18 protein-coding genes are annotated in these 22,909 nt (G+C 60.5%); 11 read left to right on the top strand and 7 right to left on the bottom strand.

What is annotated here, in order from left to right; translation table 11 throughout:
• Nucleotides 1-10 precede the first annotated feature (10 nt).
• From glxR to pyk, 3 genes are read left to right on the top strand one after another with little or no spacing between them, the layout of a single operon-like run.
• Entirely contained in the window at nt 11-898 is an 888-nt protein-coding gene (gene glxR, locus AC1RTP_RS05935; RefSeq protein WP_498605612.1) for a 2-hydroxy-3-oxopropionate reductase, read from the top strand.
• Nucleotide 899: 1 nt separating this feature from the next.
• Nucleotides 900-2,171 carry a glycerate kinase type-2 family protein gene (locus tag AC1RTP_RS05930; protein WP_498605609.1) on the top strand — a complete coding sequence of 424 codons (1,272 nt, stop codon included), beginning with the start codon at nt 900-902 and terminating at the stop codon, nt 2,169-2,171.
• 32 nt (nt 2,172-2,203) lie between these two features.
• Nucleotides 2,204-3,625 carry a pyruvate kinase gene (gene pyk / locus AC1RTP_RS05925; RefSeq protein WP_498605606.1) on the top strand — a complete coding sequence of 474 codons (1,422 nt, stop codon included), beginning with the start codon at nt 2,204-2,206 and terminating at the stop codon, nt 3,623-3,625.
• Between the two features lie 107 nt (nt 3,626-3,732).
• Here the strand turns inward: pyk and guaD are convergent, their stop codons facing one another.
• Nucleotides 3,733-5,034 carry a guanine deaminase gene (guaD, locus tag AC1RTP_RS05920; protein ID WP_498605604.1) on the bottom strand — a complete coding sequence of 434 codons (1,302 nt, stop codon included), beginning with the start codon at nt 5,032-5,034 and terminating at the stop codon, nt 3,733-3,735.
• Nucleotides 5,035-5,043: 9 nt separating this feature from the next.
• Nucleotides 5,044-5,397 carry a hydroxyisourate hydrolase gene (gene uraH, locus AC1RTP_RS05915; RefSeq protein WP_498605602.1) on the bottom strand — a complete coding sequence of 118 codons (354 nt, stop codon included), beginning with the start codon at nt 5,395-5,397 and terminating at the stop codon, nt 5,044-5,046.
• Nucleotides 5,398-5,527: 130 nt separating this feature from the next.
• On the opposite strand from uraH, the gene AC1RTP_RS05910 reads away from it, so the two are divergent.
• The 4 genes from AC1RTP_RS05910 to AC1RTP_RS05895 all read left to right on the top strand — a co-directional run bounded on the left by AC1RTP_RS05910 (nt 5,528) and on the right by AC1RTP_RS05895 (nt 9,782).
• Nucleotides 5,528-6,349: an outer envelope protein gene (locus AC1RTP_RS05910; protein WP_498605599.1), complete on the top strand. Its 822-nt coding sequence runs from the start codon at nt 5,528-5,530 to the stop codon at nt 6,347-6,349.
• A 79-nt stretch (nt 6,350-6,428) separates the two neighbouring features.
• Nucleotides 6,429-7,781, top strand: a complete 1,353-nt coding sequence (locus tag AC1RTP_RS05905; RefSeq protein WP_498605596.1) for a uracil-xanthine permease family protein — start codon at nt 6,429-6,431, stop codon at nt 7,779-7,781.
• Nucleotides 7,782-7,898: 117 nt separating this feature from the next.
• A complete protein-coding gene (locus AC1RTP_RS05900; RefSeq protein WP_498605594.1) occupies nt 7,899-9,260 on the top strand; it encodes an 8-oxoguanine deaminase in 1,362 nt (453 codons plus the stop codon).
• 69 nt (nt 9,261-9,329) lie between these two features.
• Nucleotides 9,330-9,782 carry a DUF3761 domain-containing protein gene (locus tag AC1RTP_RS05895; protein ID WP_498605591.1) on the top strand — a complete coding sequence of 151 codons (453 nt, stop codon included), beginning with the start codon at nt 9,330-9,332 and terminating at the stop codon, nt 9,780-9,782.
• A 52-nt stretch (nt 9,783-9,834) separates the two neighbouring features.
• Here AC1RTP_RS05895 and AC1RTP_RS05890 read toward each other — a convergent pair whose 3' ends face one another.
• Together AC1RTP_RS05890 and AC1RTP_RS05885 are read right to left on the bottom strand one after the other, a co-directional pair.
• Complete coding sequence (locus AC1RTP_RS05890; protein WP_498605589.1) at nt 9,835-10,728, bottom strand: hypothetical protein; 894 nt, start codon at nt 10,726-10,728, stop codon at nt 9,835-9,837.
• Between the two features lie 17 nt (nt 10,729-10,745).
• The gene (locus tag AC1RTP_RS05885) at nt 10,746-12,374 is read right to left on the bottom strand and encodes an alpha/beta hydrolase (protein WP_498605588.1); all 1,629 of its coding nucleotides are present in this window, start codon (nt 12,372-12,374) and stop codon (nt 10,746-10,748) included.
• 111 nt (nt 12,375-12,485) lie between these two features.
• On the opposite strand from AC1RTP_RS05885, the gene AC1RTP_RS05880 reads away from it, so the two are divergent.
• Nucleotides 12,486-14,216: an ABC transporter ATP-binding protein/permease gene (locus AC1RTP_RS05880; RefSeq protein WP_498605586.1), complete on the top strand. Its 1,731-nt coding sequence runs from the start codon at nt 12,486-12,488 to the stop codon at nt 14,214-14,216.
• Here the strand turns inward: AC1RTP_RS05880 and AC1RTP_RS05875 are convergent.
• The 3 genes from AC1RTP_RS05875 to AC1RTP_RS05865 all read right to left on the bottom strand — a co-directional run bounded on the left by AC1RTP_RS05875 (nt 14,213) and on the right by AC1RTP_RS05865 (nt 18,398).
• A complete protein-coding gene (locus AC1RTP_RS05875; protein WP_498605583.1) occupies nt 14,213-15,424 on the bottom strand; it encodes a hypothetical protein in 1,212 nt (403 codons plus the stop codon). The genes AC1RTP_RS05880 and AC1RTP_RS05875 overlap by 4 nt on opposite strands.
• 74 nt (nt 15,425-15,498) lie before the next feature.
• Nucleotides 15,499-17,121, bottom strand: a complete 1,623-nt coding sequence (locus tag AC1RTP_RS05870) for an HAL/PAL/TAL family ammonia-lyase (RefSeq protein WP_498605580.1) — start codon at nt 17,119-17,121, stop codon at nt 15,499-15,501.
• Nucleotides 17,122-17,132: 11 nt separating this feature from the next.
• On the bottom strand, nt 17,133-18,398 hold the full coding sequence (locus AC1RTP_RS05865) for a urate hydroxylase PuuD (protein WP_498605577.1): 1,266 nt from the start codon (nt 18,396-18,398) through the stop codon (nt 17,133-17,135).
• A 232-nt stretch (nt 18,399-18,630) separates the two neighbouring features.
• Here AC1RTP_RS05865 and AC1RTP_RS05860 point away from each other — a divergent pair, with 232 nt between their 5' ends.
• From AC1RTP_RS05860 to AC1RTP_RS05850, 3 genes are all read left to right on the top strand, one after another.
• Nucleotides 18,631-19,566 carry a LysR family transcriptional regulator gene (locus tag AC1RTP_RS05860; RefSeq protein WP_498605838.1) on the top strand — a complete coding sequence of 312 codons (936 nt, stop codon included), beginning with the start codon at nt 18,631-18,633 and terminating at the stop codon, nt 19,564-19,566.
• Between the two features lie 128 nt (nt 19,567-19,694).
• Nucleotides 19,695-21,446 (top strand): allantoate amidohydrolase, encoded by a 1,752-nt coding sequence (locus AC1RTP_RS05855; protein ID WP_498605575.1) that lies wholly within the window; start codon nt 19,695-19,697, stop codon nt 21,444-21,446.
• A gap of 145 nt (nt 21,447-21,591) precedes the next feature.
• Nucleotides 21,592-22,893: an NCS2 family permease gene (locus tag AC1RTP_RS05850; protein WP_498605573.1), complete on the top strand. Its 1,302-nt coding sequence runs from the start codon at nt 21,592-21,594 to the stop codon at nt 22,891-22,893.
• Nucleotides 22,894-22,909 lie beyond the last annotated feature (16 nt).

The following is a 22,909-nucleotide window of genomic DNA, read 5'->3' as shown; positions in this document are numbered from 1 at the left end:
AGAAAGTACCATGCAAAAACTCGGATTCATCGGTCTCGGCATCATGGGCGGCCCAATGGCCGGTCACCTGCAAGCAGCGGGCCACAAACTGTACCTGCACGACGTGAAGAACCCGCCGGCCAACCTGGTCGAAGGCGGCGCCACCGTATGCACCTCCGCGATGGAAGTGGCCAAGCGCGCCGACATCATCTTCCTGATGGTACCGGACACCCCGCAGGTAGAAGAAGTCCTGTTCTCGGAAGACGGCATCGCCGCTGGCCTGACCGCCGGCAAGATCGTGGTGGACATGAGCTCCATCTCGCCGATCGCCACCAAGGAATTCGCCAAAAAGATCAACAAGAAGAGCTGCGCTTACCTGGATGCTCCGGTATCCGGCGGCGAAGTGGGCGCCAAGGCGGCCTCGCTGACCATCATGGTCGGCGGCCCGCAGGAAGCCTTCGACACCGTCAAGCCGCTGTTCGACCTGATGGGCAAGAACATCACCCTGGTAGGCGGCAACGGCGACGGCCAGACCACCAAGGTAGCCAACCAGATCATCGTTGCACTGAACATCCAGGCCGTGGCCGAAGCGCTGCTGTTCGCCTCCAAAGCCGGCGCCGATCCAGCCAAGGTGCGTGAAGCGCTTATGGGCGGTTTCGCTTCCTCGCGCATCCTGGAAGTGCACGGCGAGCGCATGGTCAAGCGTACCTTCAATCCAGGCTTCCGTATCGCCCTGCACCAGAAGGACCTGAACCTGGCGCTGCAAGGCGCCAAGGCGCTGGGCGTGTCGCTGCCTAACACCTCGGCCACCCAGGAACTGATGAACGCCTGCGCCGCCAACGGTCTGTCCGGCCTCGACCACTCCGCGCTGTGCCAGGCAATCGAGCTGATGTCCAACCACCGTATCGCACAGGCTTGATATGACGTACACCCCAGCCCCACGCGAGCTCTTGCTCGACCTGTATAACGCCGCCATCGGCGCGGTCCATCCACGCAACCTGATGCAGGACTACCTGCCAACGCCGCCCGCCAATGGCCGCACGCTGGTGATCGGCGCCGGCAAAGGCGCTGCAGCGATGGCGCAGGCAGTGGAGCAGCACTGGCAAGGCCCGCTTTCGGGGCTGGTGGTGACACGTTACGGCCATGGCGCCGATACGAAACACATCGAAGTCGTTGAAGCTTCGCACCCTGTACCGGATGACGCGGGCCAGAAAGCCGCCGCGCGCATGCTGGACATGGTGCAAGGCTTGACCGAGAACGACCTGGTCTTGTGCCTGATCTCCGGCGGCGGTTCGGCCTTGCTGGCCTTGCCCGCCGAAGGGATTTCGCTGCCTGAGAAGCAGGCGCTGAACAAGGCGTTGCTGAAAAGCGGCGCCACCATCGGTGAAATGAACTGCGTGCGCAAGCACCTTTCCGCCATCAAGGGCGGCCGCCTGGCGCTGGCCTGCGGCAAGGCCCGCGTGGTCACGCTGCTGATTTCCGACGTACCGGGCGACGATCCGCGCGTCATCGCCAGCGGACCTACCCTGCCCGACGCGACAACCAGCGCAGAAGCGTTGGCGATCCTGTGCAAGTACCAGATCGAGATTCCGAAAAGCGTGCTGGCCCACCTGCAATCGCCGGCCAGCGAAACGCCGAAGCCTGGCGATAAGCGCTTTGAAGGCCACAGCCACCATGTGATCGCAACCGCGCAGCATGCGTTGGACGCGGCTGCCGAAAAGGCACGCAGCGCCGGCCTCACGCCCTACATCCTGTCCGACGGGATCGAAGGCGAGGCACGCGATATCGGCCTTATGCACGCCGCCATGGCGCGCCAGGTCCTCGCACATGGCCAGCCATTCCAGCGCCCATGCGTCATCCTGTCCGGTGGCGAGACCACGGTCACGGTACGCGGCAATGGGCGCGGTGGCCGCAACGTTGAATTCCTGCTCAGCTTTGCGCTGGCGATGGAAGGTGCGGCGGGCGTGCACGCTATTGCCTGCGACACCGATGGCATCGACGGCTCGGAAGACAATGCCGGCGCGCTCTACGCCCCGGATTCGCTGGCCCGTGCAGAAGCGAAAGGCGCCAGCGGCAAGCACCTGCTGGCCAATAACGACGCCTACAGCTTCTTCAGCGCACTGGACGACCTGGTGGTAAGCGGACCGACACGCACCAACGTGAACGACTTCCGCGCCATCCTGATTCTTTAAGCAGATTTTTGAGAATAGAGAGAGACACCAATATGCGTCGCGAACGCAAAGCAAAAATCGTTGCAACCCTGGGCCCGGCCAGCAGTGACCACGCCACCATCAAGGCGTTGTTCGAAGCCGGCGCGGATGTGTTCCGCTTCAATTTCAGCCACGGCAGCCATGCCGACCACCAGGCGCGCTACGGCATCGTGCGCGCCATTGAAAAAGAGCTGGGCCGCCCTATCGCTATCCTGGCCGACCTGCAAGGTCCCAAGCTGCGCATCGGCCAGTTCGCCGAAGGCAAGGTAAGCCTGGACGCCGGCGCTGAGTTCCAGCTGGACCAGTCGGCAACTCCCGGCGACGTCACGCGCGTGCGCCTGCCGCATCCTGAACTGTTCGCAGTCGTCAGCGCCGGCCAGTCTTTACTGCTGGACGACGGCCGCATCCGCCTGGAAGTGCTGTCGAACGACGCGACCACCATCCGCACCCGCGTGGTGAATGGCGGCGTGCTGTCGGACCGCAAAGGCGTGAATGTACCGGACGCCGTGCTGCCGATTCCCGCGCTGACCACCAAGGACAAGACCGACCTGGAGTTCGCTCTGGGGCTCGGCGTAGACTGGATCGCCCTCTCCTTCGTGCAGCTGCCGGAAGACGTGGTACAGGCCAAGGAGCTGGTGCAAGGCCGTGCCGGCGTGCTGTCGAAACTGGAAAAGCCTGCCGCTTTGGATCGCCTGGAAGAAATCGTCAGCGTCTCCGACGCCGTTATGGTGGCGCGCGGCGACCTGGGCGTGGAATTGCCGCCAGAACGCGTGCCTGGCGTGCAGAAGCGCATCGTGCGCCTGTGCCGCAAGCATGGCAAGCCGGTGGTCGTGGCGACGCAAATGCTGGAATCGATGGTCAGCGCGCCGGTGCCGACCCGCGCCGAAGCATCCGATGTCGCCAATGCGGTCTATGAAGGCGCTGATGCGGTGATGCTGTCGGCCGAATCGGCCAGCGGTGCCTATCCGGTGCAGGCGGTGTCGATCATGAACCGCATTATTTCTGAAGTTGAACGCGATCCGTTGTATCCGGCCATGATCGAGGCGCAGCACCAGGCGCCGTTGCCGAACAAGGGTGATGCGATCAGCGCGGCCATGCGCGATGCGGCGCGGATCATGGGGGCGAAGGCGATGGTGGCTTATACCACTTCCGGCCATAGCAGCCTGCGCACGGCGCGCGAGCGGCCTATGGCGCCGATTGTGAGTATTACGCCGAAGCCTGAAACCGCCCGTCGCCTCGCGCTGGCCTGGGGTGTGCATAGCACCGTGAGCCTGGATGTGAATAGTGTGGATGAAATGGTGGCTGCGGCTTGCCGTACTGCGCTGAAAGAAGGATTTGTGCAGGCGGGGGATCAGATTGCTATCGCGGCCGGCACGCCTTTCGGGCAGCCTGGTAGTACCAACTTGCTACGCCTGGCCGAGATTTGGCCGCAATAATTTACCAAGTACAGACTTTCTCTTTTTGCGCCGGTCCTCCAACCGGCGTTTTTTTTAACCCGGTAAACCAGGGTCAGACCCTTGGGTCTGACCCTGGTTTACCGGGTTTACTCCCCGCGCTGATGCACCTGCGCACCAGCAGCGTAGGTAGCAGCAATCGAACGATCATCCCCAAGCAACGCCACAGCAAACAGCAACTCCTCCAGGCTATTGCACCGCGTAGTCCGCCGCTCCAGCAACGGCGTCGCCTTCGGATCAACCACAATAAAATCAGCCTCAGCTCCGACGGCAAAATTCCCCACCGTCCCCTCCAGCTGCATACTGCGCGCACCACCCAGCGTAGCCATATAGAACATCCGCAACGCCGGCAAATAAGTCCCCCCCATGCGCGCCACCTTATAGGTCTCGTTCATGGTCTGCAGCATGGAGAAAGAAGTCCCGCCGCCAACGTCCGTAGCCAGAGACAACGCCACCTTCTGCCGATCCGCCGCAGCAAAATCAAACAGCCCGCTGCCAAGGAACAGATTCGACGTAGCGCACATCGACACCGCAGCCCCCGTATCAGCCATACGCGCCCGATCCTCATCATCCAGCCAGATGCAATGCGCATACATCGACCGCTGGCGCAGCAGGCCGAATTTATCGTACACATCCAGATAGCTGCGGGCTTCCGGGAACAACTCCTTCACCCATGCCACTTCATCCGTGTTTTCAGCCACGTGCGTCTGAACATATGTATCCGGATAAGCACGCGCCAGTTCGCCGCACATCGCCAGCTGCGCCTCGGTGGACGTTGGTGCAAAGCGCGGCGTCAGGGCATACATATTGCGGCCCTTGTTATGCCAGCGGTGGATCAATTCCTCGCTCTCTCGCGCGCCCCTGATGGCGGAATCCTGCAGGAAGTCCGGGCAATGACGGTCCATCATCACCTTGCCCGCCGCCATACGCAGGTTGTGGACTTCGGCAGCGCCAAAGAAGGCATCCACCGACTCCGAGTGAACGGTGCAGTACACCATCGCTGTGGTAGTGCCGCAACGCAGCAGCTCTTTGACGAAGAAATCCGCCACACCGCGCGCATGTTCCGGATCCTTGAACTGGCGCTCGGTCGGGAAAGTGTAGGTATCCAGCCACGGCAGCAGTCCAGGCGCCGGCGAGGCGATCATGTCCGTTTGGGGGTAATGGATGTGGGTGTCGATAAATCCCGGCATGATGATCTTGCCGCGATAGTCGCGCACCTGCGTGCCTGGCGTCAGCGTGTCCTTCAGGCGATCGTAATCGCCAGCAGCCACCACGCGGCCCTCTTCGACCACCAGCAGGCCGTCTTCATGCCAGGAATGCGCCTTGTCGCTCAGGGCCGGATCGGCCGTGAAGTGAAGGATGCTGGCGCGAAATGCTTTCGTATTGCTCATAACGTCGTCCTAGCTGCCCCGGTAAGTCGAATATGCCCATGGCGACACCACGATTGGCACGTGGTAGTTGGCCTCAACATCCGCAATACCGAAGGCGATGACGACTTCGTCAACAAAGCGCGGCTCCGGCAGTTTCACGCCCTGCCCCGCGAAATAATCGCCTGCTGCGAAAACCAGCTCATATTTGCCCGCAACGACTTCACCGCCGGCCAGCAAAGGCGTTTCGCAACGGCCGTCCTGGTTGGTGGTGTCGGTCTTCAACAACACTTTTGTGCTGCCCTCGACGCGGAACAGTTTCACTTTCACACCTGCGCCAGGCTTGCCTTGCGTGATGTCCAATACGTGTGTACTCAGTTTGCCCATTGGGTCTCCTCCTATGAATAGAGAAAATCATATACGGCAGGGCATTGCGATATATACACGGTGGTGAATATCAACCATGAGGGACACGGACATAATCAGGTCTCCATATCAAAAAATCACAGGAGACAACATGCAGCAAGCATTACGCGTAGCGGCAGCAGGAACCATCGCTGTCCTGGCCCTGACCGTGGGCGCCCAACAGGCCAGCGCCGCCGACTGGAGTGACACTTCCATCGGCTACCGCTACGGCACCAAGTTCGCCGAACCGTACAACCCGCAAGACATCCACAAGCAGATCCTTAACTGGACGTATGCCGATGGTTACAAATACGGCGGCAACTACATGAACATCGACTTCCTGCGCTCCGACGGTGCGGACAACAACGCCCACGAGGCCTACCTGTTGTACCGCCACACCCTGGACCTGGGCAAAGTAAGCGGCAAGGACTTTAAGTTCGGCCCGGTTCGCGGCGTCGGCCTCACCGCAGGCTTCGACTGGAACACCAAAAACGACGACAGCTACAACTCGCGCAAGCGCATGATCGTCGCCGGCCCTACCTTGATGGTGGACGTACCGGGCTTCCTGAATGTGAGCCTGCTGGCTATGTGGGAAAGCAACCAGCCGCTCGGCATCGCCAATCGCTACAAATACGACACGCACGCCATGCTGAGCGCCGCCTGGGGCATCCCTCTGGGTTCGGGCTTCAGCTTCGAAGGCTATGCCAACTGGATCGGCAACAAGGGCAAGGACGAATTCGGCGGCCAGACTTCGCCGGAGGTGAATATCGACGCACAGGTGATGTATGACCTGAGCCGCCACCTGAACGCCAAGCCGAATACGTTCAAGATCGGGCTGGAATACCAATACTGGCGCAATAAATTTGGCAACCCGCATAATATCCCGGGAAGCACCGCCAAAACGCCAATGATCCGCGCGGAGTACCACTTCTAAGATCATTGCACGACCCGTAGTGGCATGCCGGATAGCACCGGAACAAGTAGTTCAAAAAAAGTCCTATAACGGAGACCCCATGAACAACCTGCTATACCAGGTGGACGACCGTCCACCGCCAATCACTACCGCCCTGCTGGCGGCCCAGCACATGCTGGCCGCCCTGGGCGGTATTATCGCCGTCCCGCTCGTGGTCGGCGCAGTCCTCAAACTCCCCGCCGACCAGGTAGTGGCACTGGTCAACGCCGCGCTGCTCGGCTCCGGCATCGTCACCACCATCCAGTGTATCGGTGTGGGACGGGTCGGCATCCGCCTGCCTTGCGTCATGGGCACCAGCTTTGCCTTCGTCGGCGCTGCCATCAGCGTGGGCCTGGAGCACGGCGTGCCGGGCATCCTGGGATCGTCGCTGGCTGGCTCAGCCATCATGATCCTCGGCAGCTTCTTCATGCCGCAGATCCGCAAGCTGTTCCCGCACCAGGTCACGGCGGTCGTGGTCACCATGATCGGCCTGTCTCTGGTGCCAGTCGCAGTTGATTGGGCGGCCGGTGGCAAGAATGCCGGCGCCAATTATGGCGACCCGACCAATCTTGCCATCGCGCTGTTCGTGCTGGCTACCGTGATCGCCTTGGTACAATTCGGCAAAGGAATCATTTCCGCTTCCGCCGTTGTACTTGGCATCGCAATCGGCTATGCCGTGTGCCTGGGCCTCGGGATGGTGAACTTCACTGCCGTGCAAAACGCCGCAGTGTTCGCCGTTCCACAGCCCCTGTACTTCGGCATGACCTTCCCGCTTAGCGGCATCCTCGCCATGGCCCTGGCCTATGTGGTGACGATTGTGGAAACCACCGGCACCTTCATGGCGCTCGGCTCCGCAACCAACACCAAGATGAAAGGCAAGCTGCTGTGCCGTGGCGTTCTGTGCGATGGACTGGGCTCCGCCTTCGTCTCCGTGCTGGGCGCTCCACCGGTATCGACTTTCGCGCAGAACGTCGGCGTGATTTCGCTGACCGGTGTGGCAAGCCGTTACGTGGTGGCGCTGACGGGCGTGTTCCTGGCAGCCGCCGGCCTGTTCCCTGTGCTGGGTGCAATCGTCGTGACGATCCCGCAGCCTGTGCTGGGCGGTGCTGGCCTGATGATGTTCGCAATGATTATCGCGGCAGGCGTGCAGATGCTGTCCAACGTCGAACACGATAAGCGTACCGGCCTGCTGATCGCGGTGTCGGTGGGCTGCGGGCTGGCGGTGTCGGCGCGTCCGGAACTGCTGGCCAAGCTGCCGTCCTTCGTGCACGAAATCTTCGGTTCGGGCATTTCCACCGCCGCTATCGTGGCCGTGGTCCTGAACCTGGTCTTGCCGGACCGCCCGGTTGCCGTGCATGATGACGAGGAAGAGGATGATGTACCGCAGCCGATGCTGATTCCTAAAGTCGGCTGATCCCAACCGGACCTGCATCCGCAACGATGCAGGTCCGGTGTATTTTCAACATTGTTTCCGCATTGCTTATTGCTTTGTTTCCGCAGTGTTCAATCATTTCAAAGAACTGGAAACAATATGTCCAAGACCCTCCTGATCAAAAACGCGCGCGTCGTCGTCACGATGGACGAACAGCGCCGCGAAATCAACGACGGCGCCATCTTCGTGCGCGATAACGTCATCGAACAAGTCGGCCCTTCGTCCGAGCTGCCTCAAAGCGCCGATGAAGTCATCAACGCCGCCAACCACGTGGTGATCCCCGGCCTGGTCAACACCCACCACCACATGTACCAAAGCCTCACGCGCGTGATTCCCGCCGCGCAGAACGGCGAACTATTCAACTGGCTGACAAACCTGTACCCGATCTGGGCCAACCTGGATGCGGAAATGGTGCACGTATCGACGCTGACCGCGATGTCGGAGCTGATCCTCTCCGGCTGCACCACCAGCAGCGACCACCTCTACATCTACCCCAACGACTGCAAGCTCGATGACAGCATCGAAGCGGCCACCAAAATCGGCATGCGCTTCCACGCTGCGCGCGGTTCGATGAGCGTTGGCCAGTCAAAAGGCGGCCTGCCGCCGGACTGCGTGGTGGAAGACGAAAAGGCCATCCTGCGCGATACCCAGCGCCTGATCGAGACCTTCCACGACTCCAGCCGCCACGCCATGCAGCGCATCGTCGTGGCGCCCTGCTCCCCGTTCTCCGTCTCGCGTGACCTGATGAAGGAAGCCGCCTCCCTGGCGCGCAGCCACGGCGTTTCCCTGCACACCCACTTGGCGGAAAACGTCAACGACATCGCCTACAGCCGCGAAAAATTCAATATGACTCCGGCCGAATATGCCGAGGACTGCGGCTGGGTGGGCCACGACGTGTGGCACGCACACTGCGTGCAACTCGACGACGCCGGCGTCTATATGTTCGCCCGCACCGGCACCGGCATCGCCCACTGCCCTTGCTCGAACATGCGCCTGGCCTCCGGCATTGCTCCGATCCGCAAGATGGTCGATGCAGGCGTGCCGGTCGGCCTGGGCGTCGATGGTTCCGCCTCCAACGACGGCGCCCACATGCTGGGCGAAGTACGACAGGCCATGCTGCTGCAGCGCGTAGGTTTCGGCCCGGATGCCATGACAGCACGCCAGGCGCTCGAACTGGCCACCCTCGGAGGCGCCAAGGTCCTGAATCGCGACGACATCGGCGCTCTCAAGCCAGGCATGTCCGCCGACATCGCAATGTTCAAGCTTGACCAGGTAGGTTTCGCCGGCGCCATGCACGATCCGGTGGCGGCGCTGGTGTTCTGCACCCCGGCCAATGTCAATTACAGCATCATCAACGGCAAAATCGTGGTCAAGGACGGCATCCTGCAGACCATCGACCTGCCGCTGGTGCTGGAACGCCACAACCAGCTGGCCGCCAAGTTAGCGCACGCATGTAACTAGCTTTCAATAGTTTCGAAATTGAAATACTATCCAAACACGCACGTATGTTCGTGTCTGTTGGAGTCGGTCATGAAAAAAATCATACTTTCGCTGGCAATCGCTTCCTCCTTCGTTTTCACCAGCTTCGCGCAAGCCGCCGAAGCGGCAGCTACTGTCACTGCAACCTGCAAGGATGGCACGCCTTATAGCGGCGCCACCATGAAGGGCGCTTGCCGTGGACACGGCGGCGTAGATAAAAAGGCTTCCGCAGCATCGGCAGCATCCGCGGCTGCCGCTCCTGCGGCGGCTCCAGCATCAGCCGCTGCAGCCGCACCGGCCGCCAAACCCGCCAAGTCCGCAATGCCTGCCCAGGCAGCCGCCGGCGGAGGCGCCGGCAAGGTATGGGTCAACGTGTCGACCAAGGTGTACCACTGCGAGGGTGACCGCTACTACGGCAAGACCAAAACCGGTGAGTACATGAGCGAATCCGACGCCATGGCCAAAGGCTTCCACGGCTCACACGGCAAGTCCTGTAAAAAGTAGGAACGGCAATCAAGGAAAGCTCGCTTCGGCGAGCTTTTTCTTTGTCAGAGACCTAGCGTGCCCTTTGCCTCCGGAACTTGCTCGCAATTTGTTTAGCCGCCGCCATCTCGGCCGCCCGGTCGGCCAAACTAAGATCCTTCCCGATTGAGTCCATCAACGGACTATCTTCGGCAAAAAATTTCGCGACATCGGAATCCGGCCCTAATAATTCGCTTTGCATCAATCCATTCGCAAGGAAGTAGCGATAGGCCAGCCGTGCATTCTGTTCAATCGTTGGCGAACCACCCGCATATTCGACTGCAATGTAGTTGACCACTCCGGGATCTGTCCCCGCATCCGCTTCGGCGGTAAGTTGTGCCCTAGCGAGTGCTTTCCATTCCTCGACAAGCGGATCATTAGGACGGGTTTTAAGTGCGGAAGGGTCGCCAAATGGCCCCTCGCGAAGGAATGCAATCGCCGATCCCGGCACACCTGCTTTGGCTGCAGCGGCAAGATACTCCAGGCGCGATTGCCGCTCCCGCTCCGTCATGGCGCCGCAGCGTTTAGCGTCCTGACGTTTCTCCTGGTCGGTCATGCCGCGCAAGCCGGTGACGTTTTCCGATTTCGGTGTCTTCTCCAACAACTCTGGATCGAAGATCAACCGGTCATGTTCCCGGTTGAACTCAACGCAGTCCGCCAGCAGGCCATACGCGAGGAAGAGCTTCTCCGGATCATGGGTTGCCACCAGATCCAGGACTTGCCTGGACAAGGTCACCTCACCATTCGGCATCGGCAACGCCGGCCGAGTCGCCCTGGATGGTTCATGCGAAGTGGCTGATGCCTTGGCGGTAGCCTTCGGAGCGTTGCCATCAACTGTCTCGCTACTCGCCTGCCTAGTCCCATTCATCGCGACGACCGCAATGACGCCAGCACATGCCAAGCCAATTCCAAATTTCGCGATGCGCATAAACTCCGGCGAAATGACTATTTGCCCTTCAACGCGGACTTCGGGCGCGCCTTTGAATACATCTCCCAGCTGATTTGATTCAGCAAGGCCATTTTGTCGTCGCCGTCCTTGTAAAGGTCGAAATGGGTCCTGTCAGGGATGAAACGGAAGTCGGTTTTGGCGCTCAGGCCATCCATCACTGCTTTGAGCTTTTGGGCTGAGCCATCAAGGTAGAAGGTGTCGGCGGTGCCGACGATCAGGTGGATCTTGCCGTCCAGGTCTGCTTTCAGCTTCGGCCAGTCGCGCTTCGTGCGGTGGGCGATATCGTAGTTCTCGCGCCAGTATGCGACGACGGTTGGATCGACATTGCCGGTGTCGCGGTCGAACATCGGCTGCGGCCCGCCGGCCGGGTCGCGCGGCGAGAACACCCATTCCATCGATGCGAGCTGGCCGCCGTAGTTGCCCAGCACACGTTCCAGCTTGGCGAACTGCTCGAAGGTGCCCATCACCTTTTCATGATCGCGCACCAATGGGTACGCACTTCCGTCAGGTTTGCGGAACACATTGGCCTGTGGTGCGTACAGGTCCACGTTCGTGAAATCGTGGAAGTCGGATGGATCTGGGGAGGTGGACCAGGTGCCGCCGAACAGCTTCGGATAGCGCGTCTGCAGCCACAGCGTCGCCCATCCGCCCGAAGAGTGGCCATTCAGGAAGCGTCCGGAAGGCTTGGCGTCCATGCGGTAGTTCTTCTCAAGATGCGGAATCAATTCGGCGGTCAATGCCTGGCCCCAAGGGCCGTTGTTGACCGAGTCCGCAAATTCGTGGGTGCCGGTCGGGCTGGATTCATCGAGCAGCACCCAGATCATGGGCGCCATTTTTCCGCTGGCCATGGAACCGTAAATTTGCCCTAGCACAGGCACAAGGCGAGCCGCATTCCCGCTAAAGCCGTGGGTGAAATAGACGGTTGGGTAGCTCACCTTTGCCTTCGCATCGTAGCCTGGCGGCGTGAGTACCCAGCCAGCCATCTTCACTGGGCGGCCCCAGAATGCGCTCAGGGCTGGGCTGGTGTAGTCGATTGCCTGCGCGTGTTGGCGGGCCGTTTCCAGCGCGCTGCTCTCTTCGGGCGATGCGGATTCCCGTTTCCAAGGATCGTTTGCAGGCAGCACGCGGGCCAGGCGGAGCGACGGCGCCGCGGCCGATGGCAGATGAACCTTGACGACATCACTGACCCAATCACCGGCGCCGCGGCCGGTGTAGTTGTAGCTGTGATCAACATCCAGCACGGCCTGGACGTAATAGTCGCCAGGCGGCAGCTGCGAGTAAGGCTGGGGAAATGCGATGTCGTCGCCGTCAATGGCAATGCTTTGTCCTGGCTGGATGCGGCTTACTTCTTTTGCTGCAACGGTGGTCGCAGTGGCGGAGAAAGGGTCAGCGTCCACTGCGCTTACTTCGTTCGACTTTTCTTTGGACCTTTCCATCGCCTCTGCCTCGGCGGACTTGGCATCACGCGCAAACACCAGCAGCCGGCCATTCGTGGCGTCTTTGGCGCTGGCGTCCAGCTGGATGTTGAAGAGTTGCTTCTCAGCGGCGGCAGCGGTTTGTGCGCCCATTACGCCGGCCAGTGCGAGCATGAGGGGGAGCGCGCTGATCTTCAAATGCGTATGCATGATAGCCTTTCCAATAGACAATAGGTTATCAATATAGCATGCCCGGAAGTCCAGCTTAGCTATGTCTGTTTCCGCACGGTGTGAGCTGATGCTGAGTCGTATGCTGGGCTCATGAAGCAAGAAAAAAAGCGGCGGATGCCGCCTTTGTCGCTCGCGGCGTGGCGCCAATTCCTCAACGTGGCCAAACCTTATTGGCTAGGTGATGAACGCTGGCGTGCCTGGGGCCTGTTATTGCTGCTGATTGTCCTGATGCTGGTTGAAACCGAAGTTGCGGTCATGCTCAACAGCCAAACCGGCGAGATGACCTCGGCCCTGGCAGGAAAGGATGGCGGCCGCTTCTGGAACTCTGTGCGAACCTGCCTGATCATCCTGGCGTTTGCCGTGCCGGCCTATGCGTTTTATTACTATATGCGCGACCTTTTCGCCAACCACTGGCGGCGCTGGCTTACGCATCGCTTCCTCGATGGCTATTTGAAGGGACGCAAATACTATGAGCTGGGGGCCGACAGCGAAATCGACAACCCCGACCAGCGTATCAGTGAAGACATCAACACCTTCACCGGAAGATCGATCAACTTCCTGCTGATCTTCCTGGGCTCGATCATGCAGCTGATCGCGTTCAGCTCCGTGTTGTGGTCCATCTCGCATTTGCTGGTCGGGGTGCTGATCATCTACGCAACGGCGGGGACCGTGATCGCGCTCTACTTGTTCGGCAACCCGCTAATCCGGCTGAACTTCTGGCAGCTGCAGCGTGAGGCGGATTTCCGTTTCAGCCTGATGCGCGTGCGCGAGAACGCCGAATCGATCGCGTTTTACCGTGGCGAGGATCAGGAGCGTGCCTGCATCAACACGCGCTTCGACAAGGTATTCCACAATTTTGCTCGTTTGATCAAGAACCAGCGGACGCTTAATTTCTTCCAACGGACCTTTAGCCAGCTTACCCTGGTGCTGCCGGGCGTACTTCTGGCTGAACGTGTTTTATCGGGCGAACTGGAGGTTGGGCAAGCGGTGCAGGCCGCAGGCGCATTTACCGCCGTACTTGGCGCGGTCGGCGTCATCGTCGACAACTTTGAAAGCCTGAGCCGATTTGTGGCGGGCACGGAGCGCCTGCAAACATTGTCGAAGCTTGTGCTTCCTGTCGCGACTCAAAAGGACAGCAGCACGCCTCGCATCCAGACCCGCCCGGGCGAACATTTCAGGCTCGACGCTGTCACCCTTTGTCCGCCGCAATCCGAACGGGTGCTGATCAAGGAGCTTTCGCTGGTCCTGAAGACCGGCGATGCGCTGCTGATTACCGGCGAAAGCGGCTGTGGAAAGAGTTCGCTGTTGCGGGCGATCGCAGGCTTGTGGCATACCGGTAGCGGCGTGATACACCACCCGCCGCTGGAGGATTGCTTCTTCCTCCCGCAGCAGCCTTACCTTCAACCAGGAACGCTGCGCAGCCAGCTCATCTACCCAAGCGTTGAATCGAAGCTGGGCGACGACGAACTGCTTGAAATCCTCGCTAAGGTCCATTTACCGCTCCTCGCCGACCACGTAGGCGGACTGGATACCATTCACGACTGGGGCAAGCTGCTGTCGGTTGGCGAACAGCAGCGCCTTGCCTTTGGACGCGTCCTCGTGCATCAACCCAAAGTCGCCATTCTGGACGAAGCGACCAGCGCCCTCGACAGCGGCAACGAAGCTTCCTTATATGGCCGCTTGCGCGAAAATGGGACAACCCTGATCAGCATCGCCCACCGTGCGGCCGTGCTGCGCCACCATACCCACGTACTGCGGCTGACCGGTGATGGCGGCTGGGAGCTGCACGAGGCTGGCGGCTACGATTTCGAAGGTGCTTAGTAGGCGATTTCGAAATCGGGCTTTCCCTCGAGAGTTCGATGGAATGAGAGGGAATTGTGCGCCTGGTCCCAGGCGAATTCCTTGTCGTCGTAAGGATCGCGCAGGTCGCTCGTCCGCACTCCTTCGGCCACGTCGTTGCCTTTGGCGCCGCTGCTTCGCAGTTGGGACGCCAGCAGGGCCAACCTTCGCATACCTTCCAGGTTGACGACACGGAAGCCGTAGCTGGTGTAAGCATCCATACCCTCCATATTGAGCAGGATCCGTCCGACCGGGTTGTAGACGCCGATGTCGGCCGCAGCTTTCTTATCCACCCCGTAGGACGCAAGAAAAGTATGTGCAGCCTGCGGAATCGCGGTGTAATCGCGGTCGAACAATTCGGCTACCCGAAGCATGCGGTAGGCACTGGCATTGGTCGTTGCCTGCGGCTGGTACAGGAAACTTCCGAACTGCTTCGCCCTGTCCGCATAGGTATCTGACAAGATCCATTCGTTTGCCATGATCTTCGCCATCGATCGCTCGCGATCTGAAACAGGTTCTCGCCAGCCGTCCGGAATCGCCGTCATTGTCAACGACGGCGGGAATCGGCGCACAATGAGATTACCCAATTCAAAATGCTGTTCAATGCTGCGCGCTGCAATCATTTTGACCGCCGCGCTGGAACTCTCGGCCAGGACCATTCGCCAGAACCGATAGTCCATCTCCAGCATGCGTTTGCATTCCGCTGCGTCGACTTTGCCCTCCGGCGACAACGCCCTGGAATACATCAGTCGCTGCGATTGAAGGACCAGGTTGAATGGTGCTTTCGGCGTGCGCTCGTCGCTTGGCCAGATTTCGCGCCATTTTTTGAACTCCAGCAGACGCTCATAGCGCTCAATCAATTGGGCTTCGTCCTGTACCTGATTATCGACAGGCATTTCGGGCGTGTCGGACAACCCAGGAGTATCCATAAACTTGCGCAATGAATCGACGCGGGCCAGCCCTTCCGGCATGACGTTGGAATTATTCGATGCCGAGAAGCCCATGACGTAAACATAGGCATTCTCGCGGTCCGGAACTGGTGTGATGGCGGCTGCAAGCCGCTGCAACTCGTCCACGGATTCCGATTGAGGCTTGTCTTCGCGATTGACAAAAAACACGAATGCGATGAACAGGAAGAGCAACGCAAGAAAGCTTGCGACCATCTTTAACAACAACTTCAGCTTTGTCATTCAGATCTACTCCATTGTTTTCGAAGCGTAAAAAAACGGCCCTTGCGGGCCGTTGTCGTTGGTGCTGCTAACAGTTAAACGAATTCGCCAACCTTTGCGGTCACCGCTTCCTGCACCGAGCGGCTGGTGACGAAGCTGTGGGCTACCTGGATGTCGTTATGGAACCAGCGGTCGCCGTCCAGGCATGCGGGAATCTGCTTGCGGATTTCGTCGTAAGCGGCCTGGGTACCCTCGCCCAGCTTGAAGCCTGGCAGAAGGTCTTCGGTCATGGTCAGCGCCTGTGCGGCCAGCAGCATCTCCACACCCACGATGTACTGGGTGTTCTGCACCACGGTGTGCGCCTTGCGCGCGCACCAGGTGGAGTTGGAGATGTGGTCTTCGCTGTTGGCCTTGGACGGGATCGAATCTACGCTGCCCGGCATGGACAGGGTGCGGTTTTCCATCACCAGGGAGCTAAGAGAGCATTGCACCACCGGGTAACCGGTGTTCACACCCCGCAGGCCGGACATCAGGTTGCGTGGCAGGCCCCACGACAGGGTTGGGTCGATCAGGCGGGCGACACGGCGTTCGCAAATGCTGCCCAGGTCCGTAATCGCCATCGCCAGCAAGTCCATCGCTTGCGCCAGGTACTGGCCGTGGAAATTGCCGCCCGAGATGATCTCGAAGCCGCCGCCGTCCTTGCCGAAGATCAGAGGATTGTCGGTGGCCGAGTTGATCTCGTTCTTCACGATGGTGTCGATGTAGTCCAGCGCATCGAATACCGGGCCGTAGACTTGCGGGGTGCAGCGCAGCGAGTACACGTCCTGGATACGCGGGGTGTACGGAATGTCGGTGCGGCGCAGTTCATCCGGGAATTGCACGGTACGTGCTTCATGCGTCGTACGGGTCGAGCCTTTCAGCAGCTTGCGCACCACGGAGGCTGTTTTGATTTGGCCCGGATGCGGGCGTGCCTGCTGGATGCGCGGATCGAAGGCGGCCATTTCGGCGCGCATGGCTTCCAGGGTCAGGCCCAGCGACAGGCAGGCGTCGGTCAGCAGGTCGCGTGCATCTTTCGCGGCCAGCACGGCGACAGCCAGCGAGGCGGTGCAGCCGTTGATCAGGGCCGATGCGTCCTTGGCCTTGAGGTCGAACTTGACCGGACCGACTTCGGACTTGGTGATTGCTTCAGTAGCCGACATGCGCACGCCCTTGTACATCACTTCCGCTTCGTCGAAGCCGGCGATGGCGGCTGCCAGGTATGCCAGCGGCGCCAAGTCGCCCGAGGCGCCCACGGAACCTTTCTGCGGCATGATCGGGTGGATGCCGGCGTTGATGAAGGCCAGCAGGCGGTCCACCACTTCCACGCGCGGCGCCGAGTAATTGCTGGCGAACGCGTTGGCGCGCAGCAGCATGGTGGCGCGGCTCACCTCTTCCGAGAACGGCTCGCCGATGCCGCCGCTGTGGGCTTTGATCAACTGCGTCTGGAACAGTTCGATGTGTTCGACCTTGATGCGGGTGTCCTTCAGCAGGCCAACGCCGGTGTTGAAGCTGTACATCATCGGCGCTTCATCGTGCATCCAGGTGGATTCGATGTAGTCGCGGCTTTCCTTCAGCGCGGCGCGCGAGGTGGCGGACAGTTCTACCTTGGCGCCGTCGCGCGCGACTGCCAGCACTTCTTCCGCTGTCAGGTTGAATCCGTCGATAGTTACGTTGCTCATTGCTTGTCCTTTCAGTTCGCGCTGGTCTCGAACCAGGTGCCGATCAGCTGGCGTTCAGCGTCGGTCATATGGGTCATGTTCGCCAGCGGCATATCTTTGTTCTGCACAGCGCGCTGGTAAATCTTGGCTGCGTGCTGTTTAACCTGGTCTTCGGTGTCGAGCATCACACCGCCTGGAGCGGATGCGAAGCCGGCTTGGGTCGGACTGGCCGAGTGGCAAGCCACGCAGCGTGCCGTAACGACCTGCTGCACGCTGGCCAGGTTGGCCTGGCCGGCTGGAGCCGCAGCAACAGCGGCGTGGCCGTCAGCGTCCACGGTTGCGGCAGCGGCCACCGGAGCGGCAACAGCCTTGCGTGGTGCTGGAGCGATTGCCACAGCCACGCCAGCCAGCAGGATCACGCCGGCGATCGGGAATGCCGGCGACACCTTGCCTGCATGGCGCAGGTTGAAGAAGTGGCGGATCAGCACACCGGCGGCCATGATGGCGGCCAGCACCAGCCAGCTGTATGCATGGCTGTAAGTCATCGCGTAGTGGTTGCTGATCATGATCAGCAGCACAGGCAGCGTGAAGTAGTTGTTGTGCACCGAACGCACTTTCGCGCGCTTGCCGTAGATCGGGTCTGGCGACTCGCCCTTGGCCATCGCATCCACCAGCTTGCGCTGGCCAGGGATGATCACAAACAGCACGTTGCCGACCATCATAGTACCGATCATGGCGCCCACGTGGATGTAGGCAGCACGGCCGCTCAGCAGATGGGTCAGCGCATACGCAGCACCGACGATCAGCACGAACATCACGGAGCCCAGCACCGCAGGCTTTTCAGCCAGCGAGGTTTTGCACAGTGTGTCGTACACCAGCCAGCCGCCAGCCAGGGTGCCCAGGCCCACGCCGACTGCTTGCAGCGACGTCAGGTCGGCTACGTTCTTGTCGATCATCATCGCCGAAGCGTTGAAGTAGTAGACGATGAACAGCATGGCAAAGCCGCTCAGCCAGGTGGCATAGGCTTCCCATTTGAACCAGTGCAGGTCTTCCGGCAGCTCGTCCGGAGCAACCAGGTATTTTTGCGGGTTGTAGAAGCCGCCGCCGTGCACGGCCCACAGCTCACCCATCACGCCCTTCTTGGCGAGCGGGCTGCCGGCCTTAGGTGGACGAATCGAGTTGTCCAGCCAGACGAAATAGAACGAAGCCCCGATCCACGCAATACCCGTGATCAGGTGCAGCCAGCGAACCAGCAGGTTCAGCCATTCAACCCCGTAGGGTCCAAAGAGAGTCTCCATGATTTTCTTTTCCAATCAAACCGTTCATCTGCCTCTGGCGGGCACTTCAGATGAACCAATCGGTCGTCATACCGCCGCCGCTACGACCTGGTGGTGGAAAGATATCGGTTGCGAGCGCGGGAGACCTTCCGTTTTGGCTATAACTTGCATATAACTGGAGATATAGTTCGGAGGCCCAGAAGGTGAGACTCTCACATGGATAAATCTAAATAACTAATATTCGGAGACCATGATGTCCAGATTGCCAGAACACTTAGACATCCACCTGATCCGTATTCTGTACTTGCTGCTGGTAGAGAAAAACGTGTCCCGGGTGGCCCTGAAACTGAACCAGCCGCAGCCCTCGATCTCCGGTTCCCTGCGCAAATTGCGCGACCTGACGGGCGATCCGCTGCTGGTACGCGGCGGCCGAGGTATGGTGCCGACGCAACACGGCGAGAGCCTGCTGAAGACCGCCAAGCGCATTCTCGACGAAACCGAAAGCCTGTTCAGCCCGAAAACTGCGTTTGTGCCGCAGGACGAGGCGCGAACCTTCCATATCGCCGCGCCGGACTATATGAATACCCAGTTCTTCACCGAGGTGATCGCCCGCCTGCGCCGCGAATCGCCGCGCAGCCGCCTGGTGATCCACTCCCTGGGCCCGGACGTCGACTATGTGCGCCTGCTGTCGGACGGCGACCTGGACCTGGTGGTCGGCAACTGGGACGAGCCGCCCCAGCACCTGCATATCTCCAAGCTGTTCGACGACCCCATCGTCTGCCTGATGCGCGCCAACAGCGCCTACGCCCGCCGCACGCCGAAAGACGGCATGACACCGGAGGAATACCTGACGCTGCCGCATGTGGCGCCGGCCCAGATCCTGCCCGGCTACCACGGCAACATTGATTCCTTCCTGGAAGAGCGTGATATGGAGCGAAACATTGTTGTGGAATCGGCACACTTCCGCATGCTGCCCTACATCGTCCAGCAAACAGATTTAGTTTTGACGAGTGGCAAACAATTCGCCAATTTCTATGAAAACCTGCTGGGCCTGAAGTCCTACAAAGTTCCGCTGGAATTCCCGCCCTTGAGCTTCTACCAGCTCTGGCACGAGCGCGCTCACCACGCCACGGAGCACAAATGGCTGCGCGCACAGGTCAGCGCCGCCGCCCGCTTGCTAGTCAAATAAACCTTCGCCGGATAGGCGATATCGGCCCAGCGTTATATCTCCCGCCAGCTGGGCCTCTATTATCAGTTTGCCATTCCCCAGAACACCTTACATGGAGCGGGCCGCTGCCAGCGGCGGCCCGAAGCACGATGACGAGCCTGAAGCGACTGAACACCTGCGACGCAGACACCTTTACCGAGATCCTGCACGGCCTGTACGAGCATTCCCCGTGGATTCCGCAGCGCGCCGCCGCGCAGCGCCCGTTCCGCACCCTCGACGAACTGAAACTCGGCCTGCAGAAGGTCGTCACGCAGGCCACCAATGATGAACAACTGGGCCTGATCCGCGCCCACCCGGAGCTGGCCGGCAAAGCCGCCGTTGCGGGCGAGCTGACGCCTGAATCCACCGGCGAGCAAGCCAAAGCGGGCCTGAACCTGTGCACGAAAGAAGAATTCGCGGCGCTGCAGGAAATGAACGCCAGCTACAACGCGAAATTCGGCTTCCCCTTCATTCTCGCAGTGAAGGGCGGTGACGGCCAAGGCCTGTCGCGCCAGGCCATCATCGCAGCGTTCCGCCGCCGCCTGCGCAACCAGGCCGATGACGAACAGCGCGAGGCGCTGCGCCAGATCCACCGCATCGCGGAAATGCGCCTGAACGCCCTGCTCTCCTACGTGCCGCATATGGGCCGCGACATTATGGAGTGGGCCGAACAGATCGGCGCCATGAGCGAAGACGAGCAAGGCCTGACCTGCACCTACATGACGCCAACCCACCGCAAAACCGCCAACCAGCTGGCGAAGCTGATGCGCGAAGCGGGCATGCACGCCCATATCGACGCGGTCGGCAATGTGGTGGGCCGCTACCTCTCCACCGATCCCGGCGCGCGCACCCTGCTCACAGGCTCGCACTACGACACCGTGCGTAACGGCGGCAAGTATGACGGCCGCCAGGGCATCCTGACCCCGATCGCCGTGGTCAAGCACCTCCACGAAACCGGCGAAACCCTGCCCTTCCACCTCGAAGTGATCGGCTTTGCGGAAGAAGAAGGCGTGCGCTTCAAGAGCACCTTCCTGGGCAGCAGCGCCGTGATCGGCCAGTTCGATCCCAAACTGCTCGACCTGCGCGACCGCGACGGCCAGCAGCTACGCGACGTGCTGACAGAAGCAGACCATGACGTGAACGCCATCGGCGCCATTGCACGCGACCCGGCAGATTTGCTGGGCTTTGTGGAAGTCCACATCGAACAGGGCCCGGTATTGCTGGAGCGCGGCCTGCCGGTCGGCGTCGTGACCTCCATTGCAGGCAGCAAACGCTATCTGGTCGACCTGAAAGGTGTCGCCAGCCACGCCGGCACCACGCCTATGCCAATGCGCAAGGACGCTGCCGCAGCAGCCGCCGAGATCATCCTCTACGTCGAGCAGCGCTGCGCCCAGGACCAGGATTCAGCCTTGGTGGGCACCGTCGGCCAGTTGCAAGTGCCGAACGGCTCGACCAATGTGATCCCGGGCGCCTGCACCCTATCGCTCGATATCCGCGCCGCGAACAACGCCGCGCGCGATGCCGCCGTGGACGACATCCTCGCCCACATTCAAAAAGTGTGCGAAAAACGCCACATCACCGTCGAAATCGAACAGACCGTCGCAGCCGATTGCGCACCATGCGCACCGCGCCTGATGGATCAACTGGCGGCCGCCGTGGAACGCAGCGGCATCCCCGCCTTCCAGCTCGCCTCCGGCGCCGGCCACGACGCCATGCTGATGGCGCGCGTCACAGACGTCGCCATGCTGTTCACACGCTGCGGCAACGGCGGCATCAGCCATAACCCGCTGGAGACCATGACGGACGACGACGCCGACCTTTCGGCCCGCATCCTCCTGAGCTTCCTGCGCAACTATACGTAAATCAAGATAGCCCATATGCCCTGGCATATAAGCCTAAAAGGAGCCCTTCGACGATATTGTTAAAACATGCAGCGCAAGGACGCCATATTTTTCCGCCCGGAGAGGCGGAATTTCGGGCGCTAAAAACTAAACGGAGACAACCCAAATGCAATTCCTGGAACAATACTTCAAGCTCGGTGAGCACGGCACCAACGTGCGGACCGAGGTGCTGGCCGGCATTACCACCTTCCTGACGATGGCGTACATCATCTTCGTCAATCCATCCATCCTCGGCGACGCCGGCATGCCCAAGGACTCGGTCTTTGTGGCCACCTGCGTTGCGGCGGCTGTCGGCACCCTGATCATGGGCCTGTACGCCAACTTCCCTATCGGCCTGGCGCCGGGCATGGGCCTGAACGCCTACTTCGCTTACGGCGTGGTTGCCGGCATGGGCTTCCCATGGCAGGCGGCACTGGGCGCGGTCTTCATCTCGGGCTGCTGCTTCATGATCGTCAGCCTGCTGAAGATCCGTGAAAAGATCATGAATGCCATTCCAGCCTCGCTGCGTATTGCCATTCCAGCCGGCGTGGGCTTGTTCCTGGCGCTGATCTCGCTGAAGAACGCAGGCATCGTGGTTTCCAGCCCTGCCACCTTCATCACCATGGGCGACCTGCACAAGCCGGCTCCAGTGCTGGCCATCGTGGGCTTCTTCATCATCGTCGCCCTGGACCGCCTGCGCGTCACCGGCGCCCTGCTGATCGGCATCATGTCTGTGACTGTGCTGAGCTTCTTCTTTGCCGGTAACGCCTTCCACGGCATCGTCTCCGCTCCACCTTCGATCGAACCGACCGCACTGAAACTGGACATCATGGGTGCTATTTCCCACGGCCTGTTGAACGTGGTGCTGGTGTTCTTCCTGGTTGAACTGTTCGACGCAACCGGCACCCTGATGGGCGTTGCCCAACGCGCTGGCCTGATGAAGGACGGCAAACTGCCTAAGAACATGAACAAGGCGCTGCTGGCCGACTCCGGCGCGATCATCGTCGGTTCCGTGATGGGCACCTCGAGCACCACCGCCTTCATCGAAAGCGCGGCTGGCGTGCAAGCTGGCGGCCGCACCGGCCTGACCGCGGTCACCGTGGCCCTGCTGTTCCTGGCAGCCCTGTTCATCGCTCCGCTGGCTGGCGTGGTACCGGCATACGCCACCGCACCTGCACTGTTCTTCGTCGCCTGCCTGATGCTGCGCGAACTGGCGGAGATCAACTGGGCCGAGACCACCGAAAGCGTTCCAGCCGTTGTTACCGCACTGGTGATGCCATTCACCTATTCGATCGCCAACGGCCTGGCGCTGGGCTTTATCAGCTACGCAGCACTGAAACTCTTGACCGGCAAGTACAAAGAAGTCAGCGCCATGATCTGGTGTGTCGCTGGCGTGTTCCTGTTTAAAACAATTTACATCGCAGGATGAAGTAAGGAGTAGTAAA

It is taken from the genome of Pseudoduganella sp. GW821-FHT11H04 (assembly GCF_058807935.1).
The sequence above is the reverse complement of the archived record's forward strand: the minus strand, read 5'-3'. Positions and strand labels throughout refer to the sequence as shown.

Excerpts from the sequence above, each read along its gene's own strand:
- glxR (WP_498605612.1), top strand. The coding sequence starts at position 11 with ATGCAAAAACTCGGATTCATCGGTCTCGGCATCATGGGCGGCCCAATG.
- AC1RTP_RS05930 (WP_498605609.1), top strand. The coding sequence starts at position 900 with ATGACGTACACCCCAGCCCCACGCGAGCTCTTGCTCGACCTGTATAAC.
- pyk (WP_498605606.1), top strand. The coding sequence starts at position 2,204 with ATGCGTCGCGAACGCAAAGCAAAAATCGTTGCAACCCTGGGCCCGGCC.
- guaD (WP_498605604.1), bottom strand. The coding sequence starts at position 5,034 with ATGAGCAATACGAAAGCATTTCGCGCCAGCATCCTTCACTTCACGGCC.
- uraH (WP_498605602.1), bottom strand. The coding sequence starts at position 5,397 with ATGGGCAAACTGAGTACACACGTATTGGACATCACGCAAGGCAAGCCT.
- AC1RTP_RS05910 (WP_498605599.1), top strand. The coding sequence starts at position 5,528 with ATGCAGCAAGCATTACGCGTAGCGGCAGCAGGAACCATCGCTGTCCTG.
- AC1RTP_RS05905 (WP_498605596.1), top strand. The coding sequence starts at position 6,429 with ATGAACAACCTGCTATACCAGGTGGACGACCGTCCACCGCCAATCACT.
- AC1RTP_RS05900 (WP_498605594.1), top strand. The coding sequence starts at position 7,899 with ATGTCCAAGACCCTCCTGATCAAAAACGCGCGCGTCGTCGTCACGATG.
- AC1RTP_RS05895 (WP_498605591.1), top strand. The coding sequence starts at position 9,330 with ATGAAAAAAATCATACTTTCGCTGGCAATCGCTTCCTCCTTCGTTTTC.
- AC1RTP_RS05890 (WP_498605589.1), bottom strand. The coding sequence starts at position 10,728 with ATGCGCATCGCGAAATTTGGAATTGGCTTGGCATGTGCTGGCGTCATT.
- AC1RTP_RS05885 (WP_498605588.1), bottom strand. The coding sequence starts at position 12,374 with ATGCATACGCATTTGAAGATCAGCGCGCTCCCCCTCATGCTCGCACTG.
- AC1RTP_RS05880 (WP_498605586.1), top strand. The coding sequence starts at position 12,486 with ATGAAGCAAGAAAAAAAGCGGCGGATGCCGCCTTTGTCGCTCGCGGCG.
- AC1RTP_RS05875 (WP_498605583.1), bottom strand. The coding sequence starts at position 15,424 with ATGACAAAGCTGAAGTTGTTGTTAAAGATGGTCGCAAGCTTTCTTGCG.
- AC1RTP_RS05870 (WP_498605580.1), bottom strand. The coding sequence starts at position 17,121 with ATGAGCAACGTAACTATCGACGGATTCAACCTGACAGCGGAAGAAGTG.
- AC1RTP_RS05865 (WP_498605577.1), bottom strand. The coding sequence starts at position 18,398 with ATGGAGACTCTCTTTGGACCCTACGGGGTTGAATGGCTGAACCTGCTG.
- AC1RTP_RS05860 (WP_498605838.1), top strand. The coding sequence starts at position 18,631 with ATGTCCAGATTGCCAGAACACTTAGACATCCACCTGATCCGTATTCTG.
- AC1RTP_RS05855 (WP_498605575.1), top strand. The coding sequence starts at position 19,695 with ATGACGAGCCTGAAGCGACTGAACACCTGCGACGCAGACACCTTTACC.
- AC1RTP_RS05850 (WP_498605573.1), top strand. The coding sequence starts at position 21,592 with ATGCAATTCCTGGAACAATACTTCAAGCTCGGTGAGCACGGCACCAAC.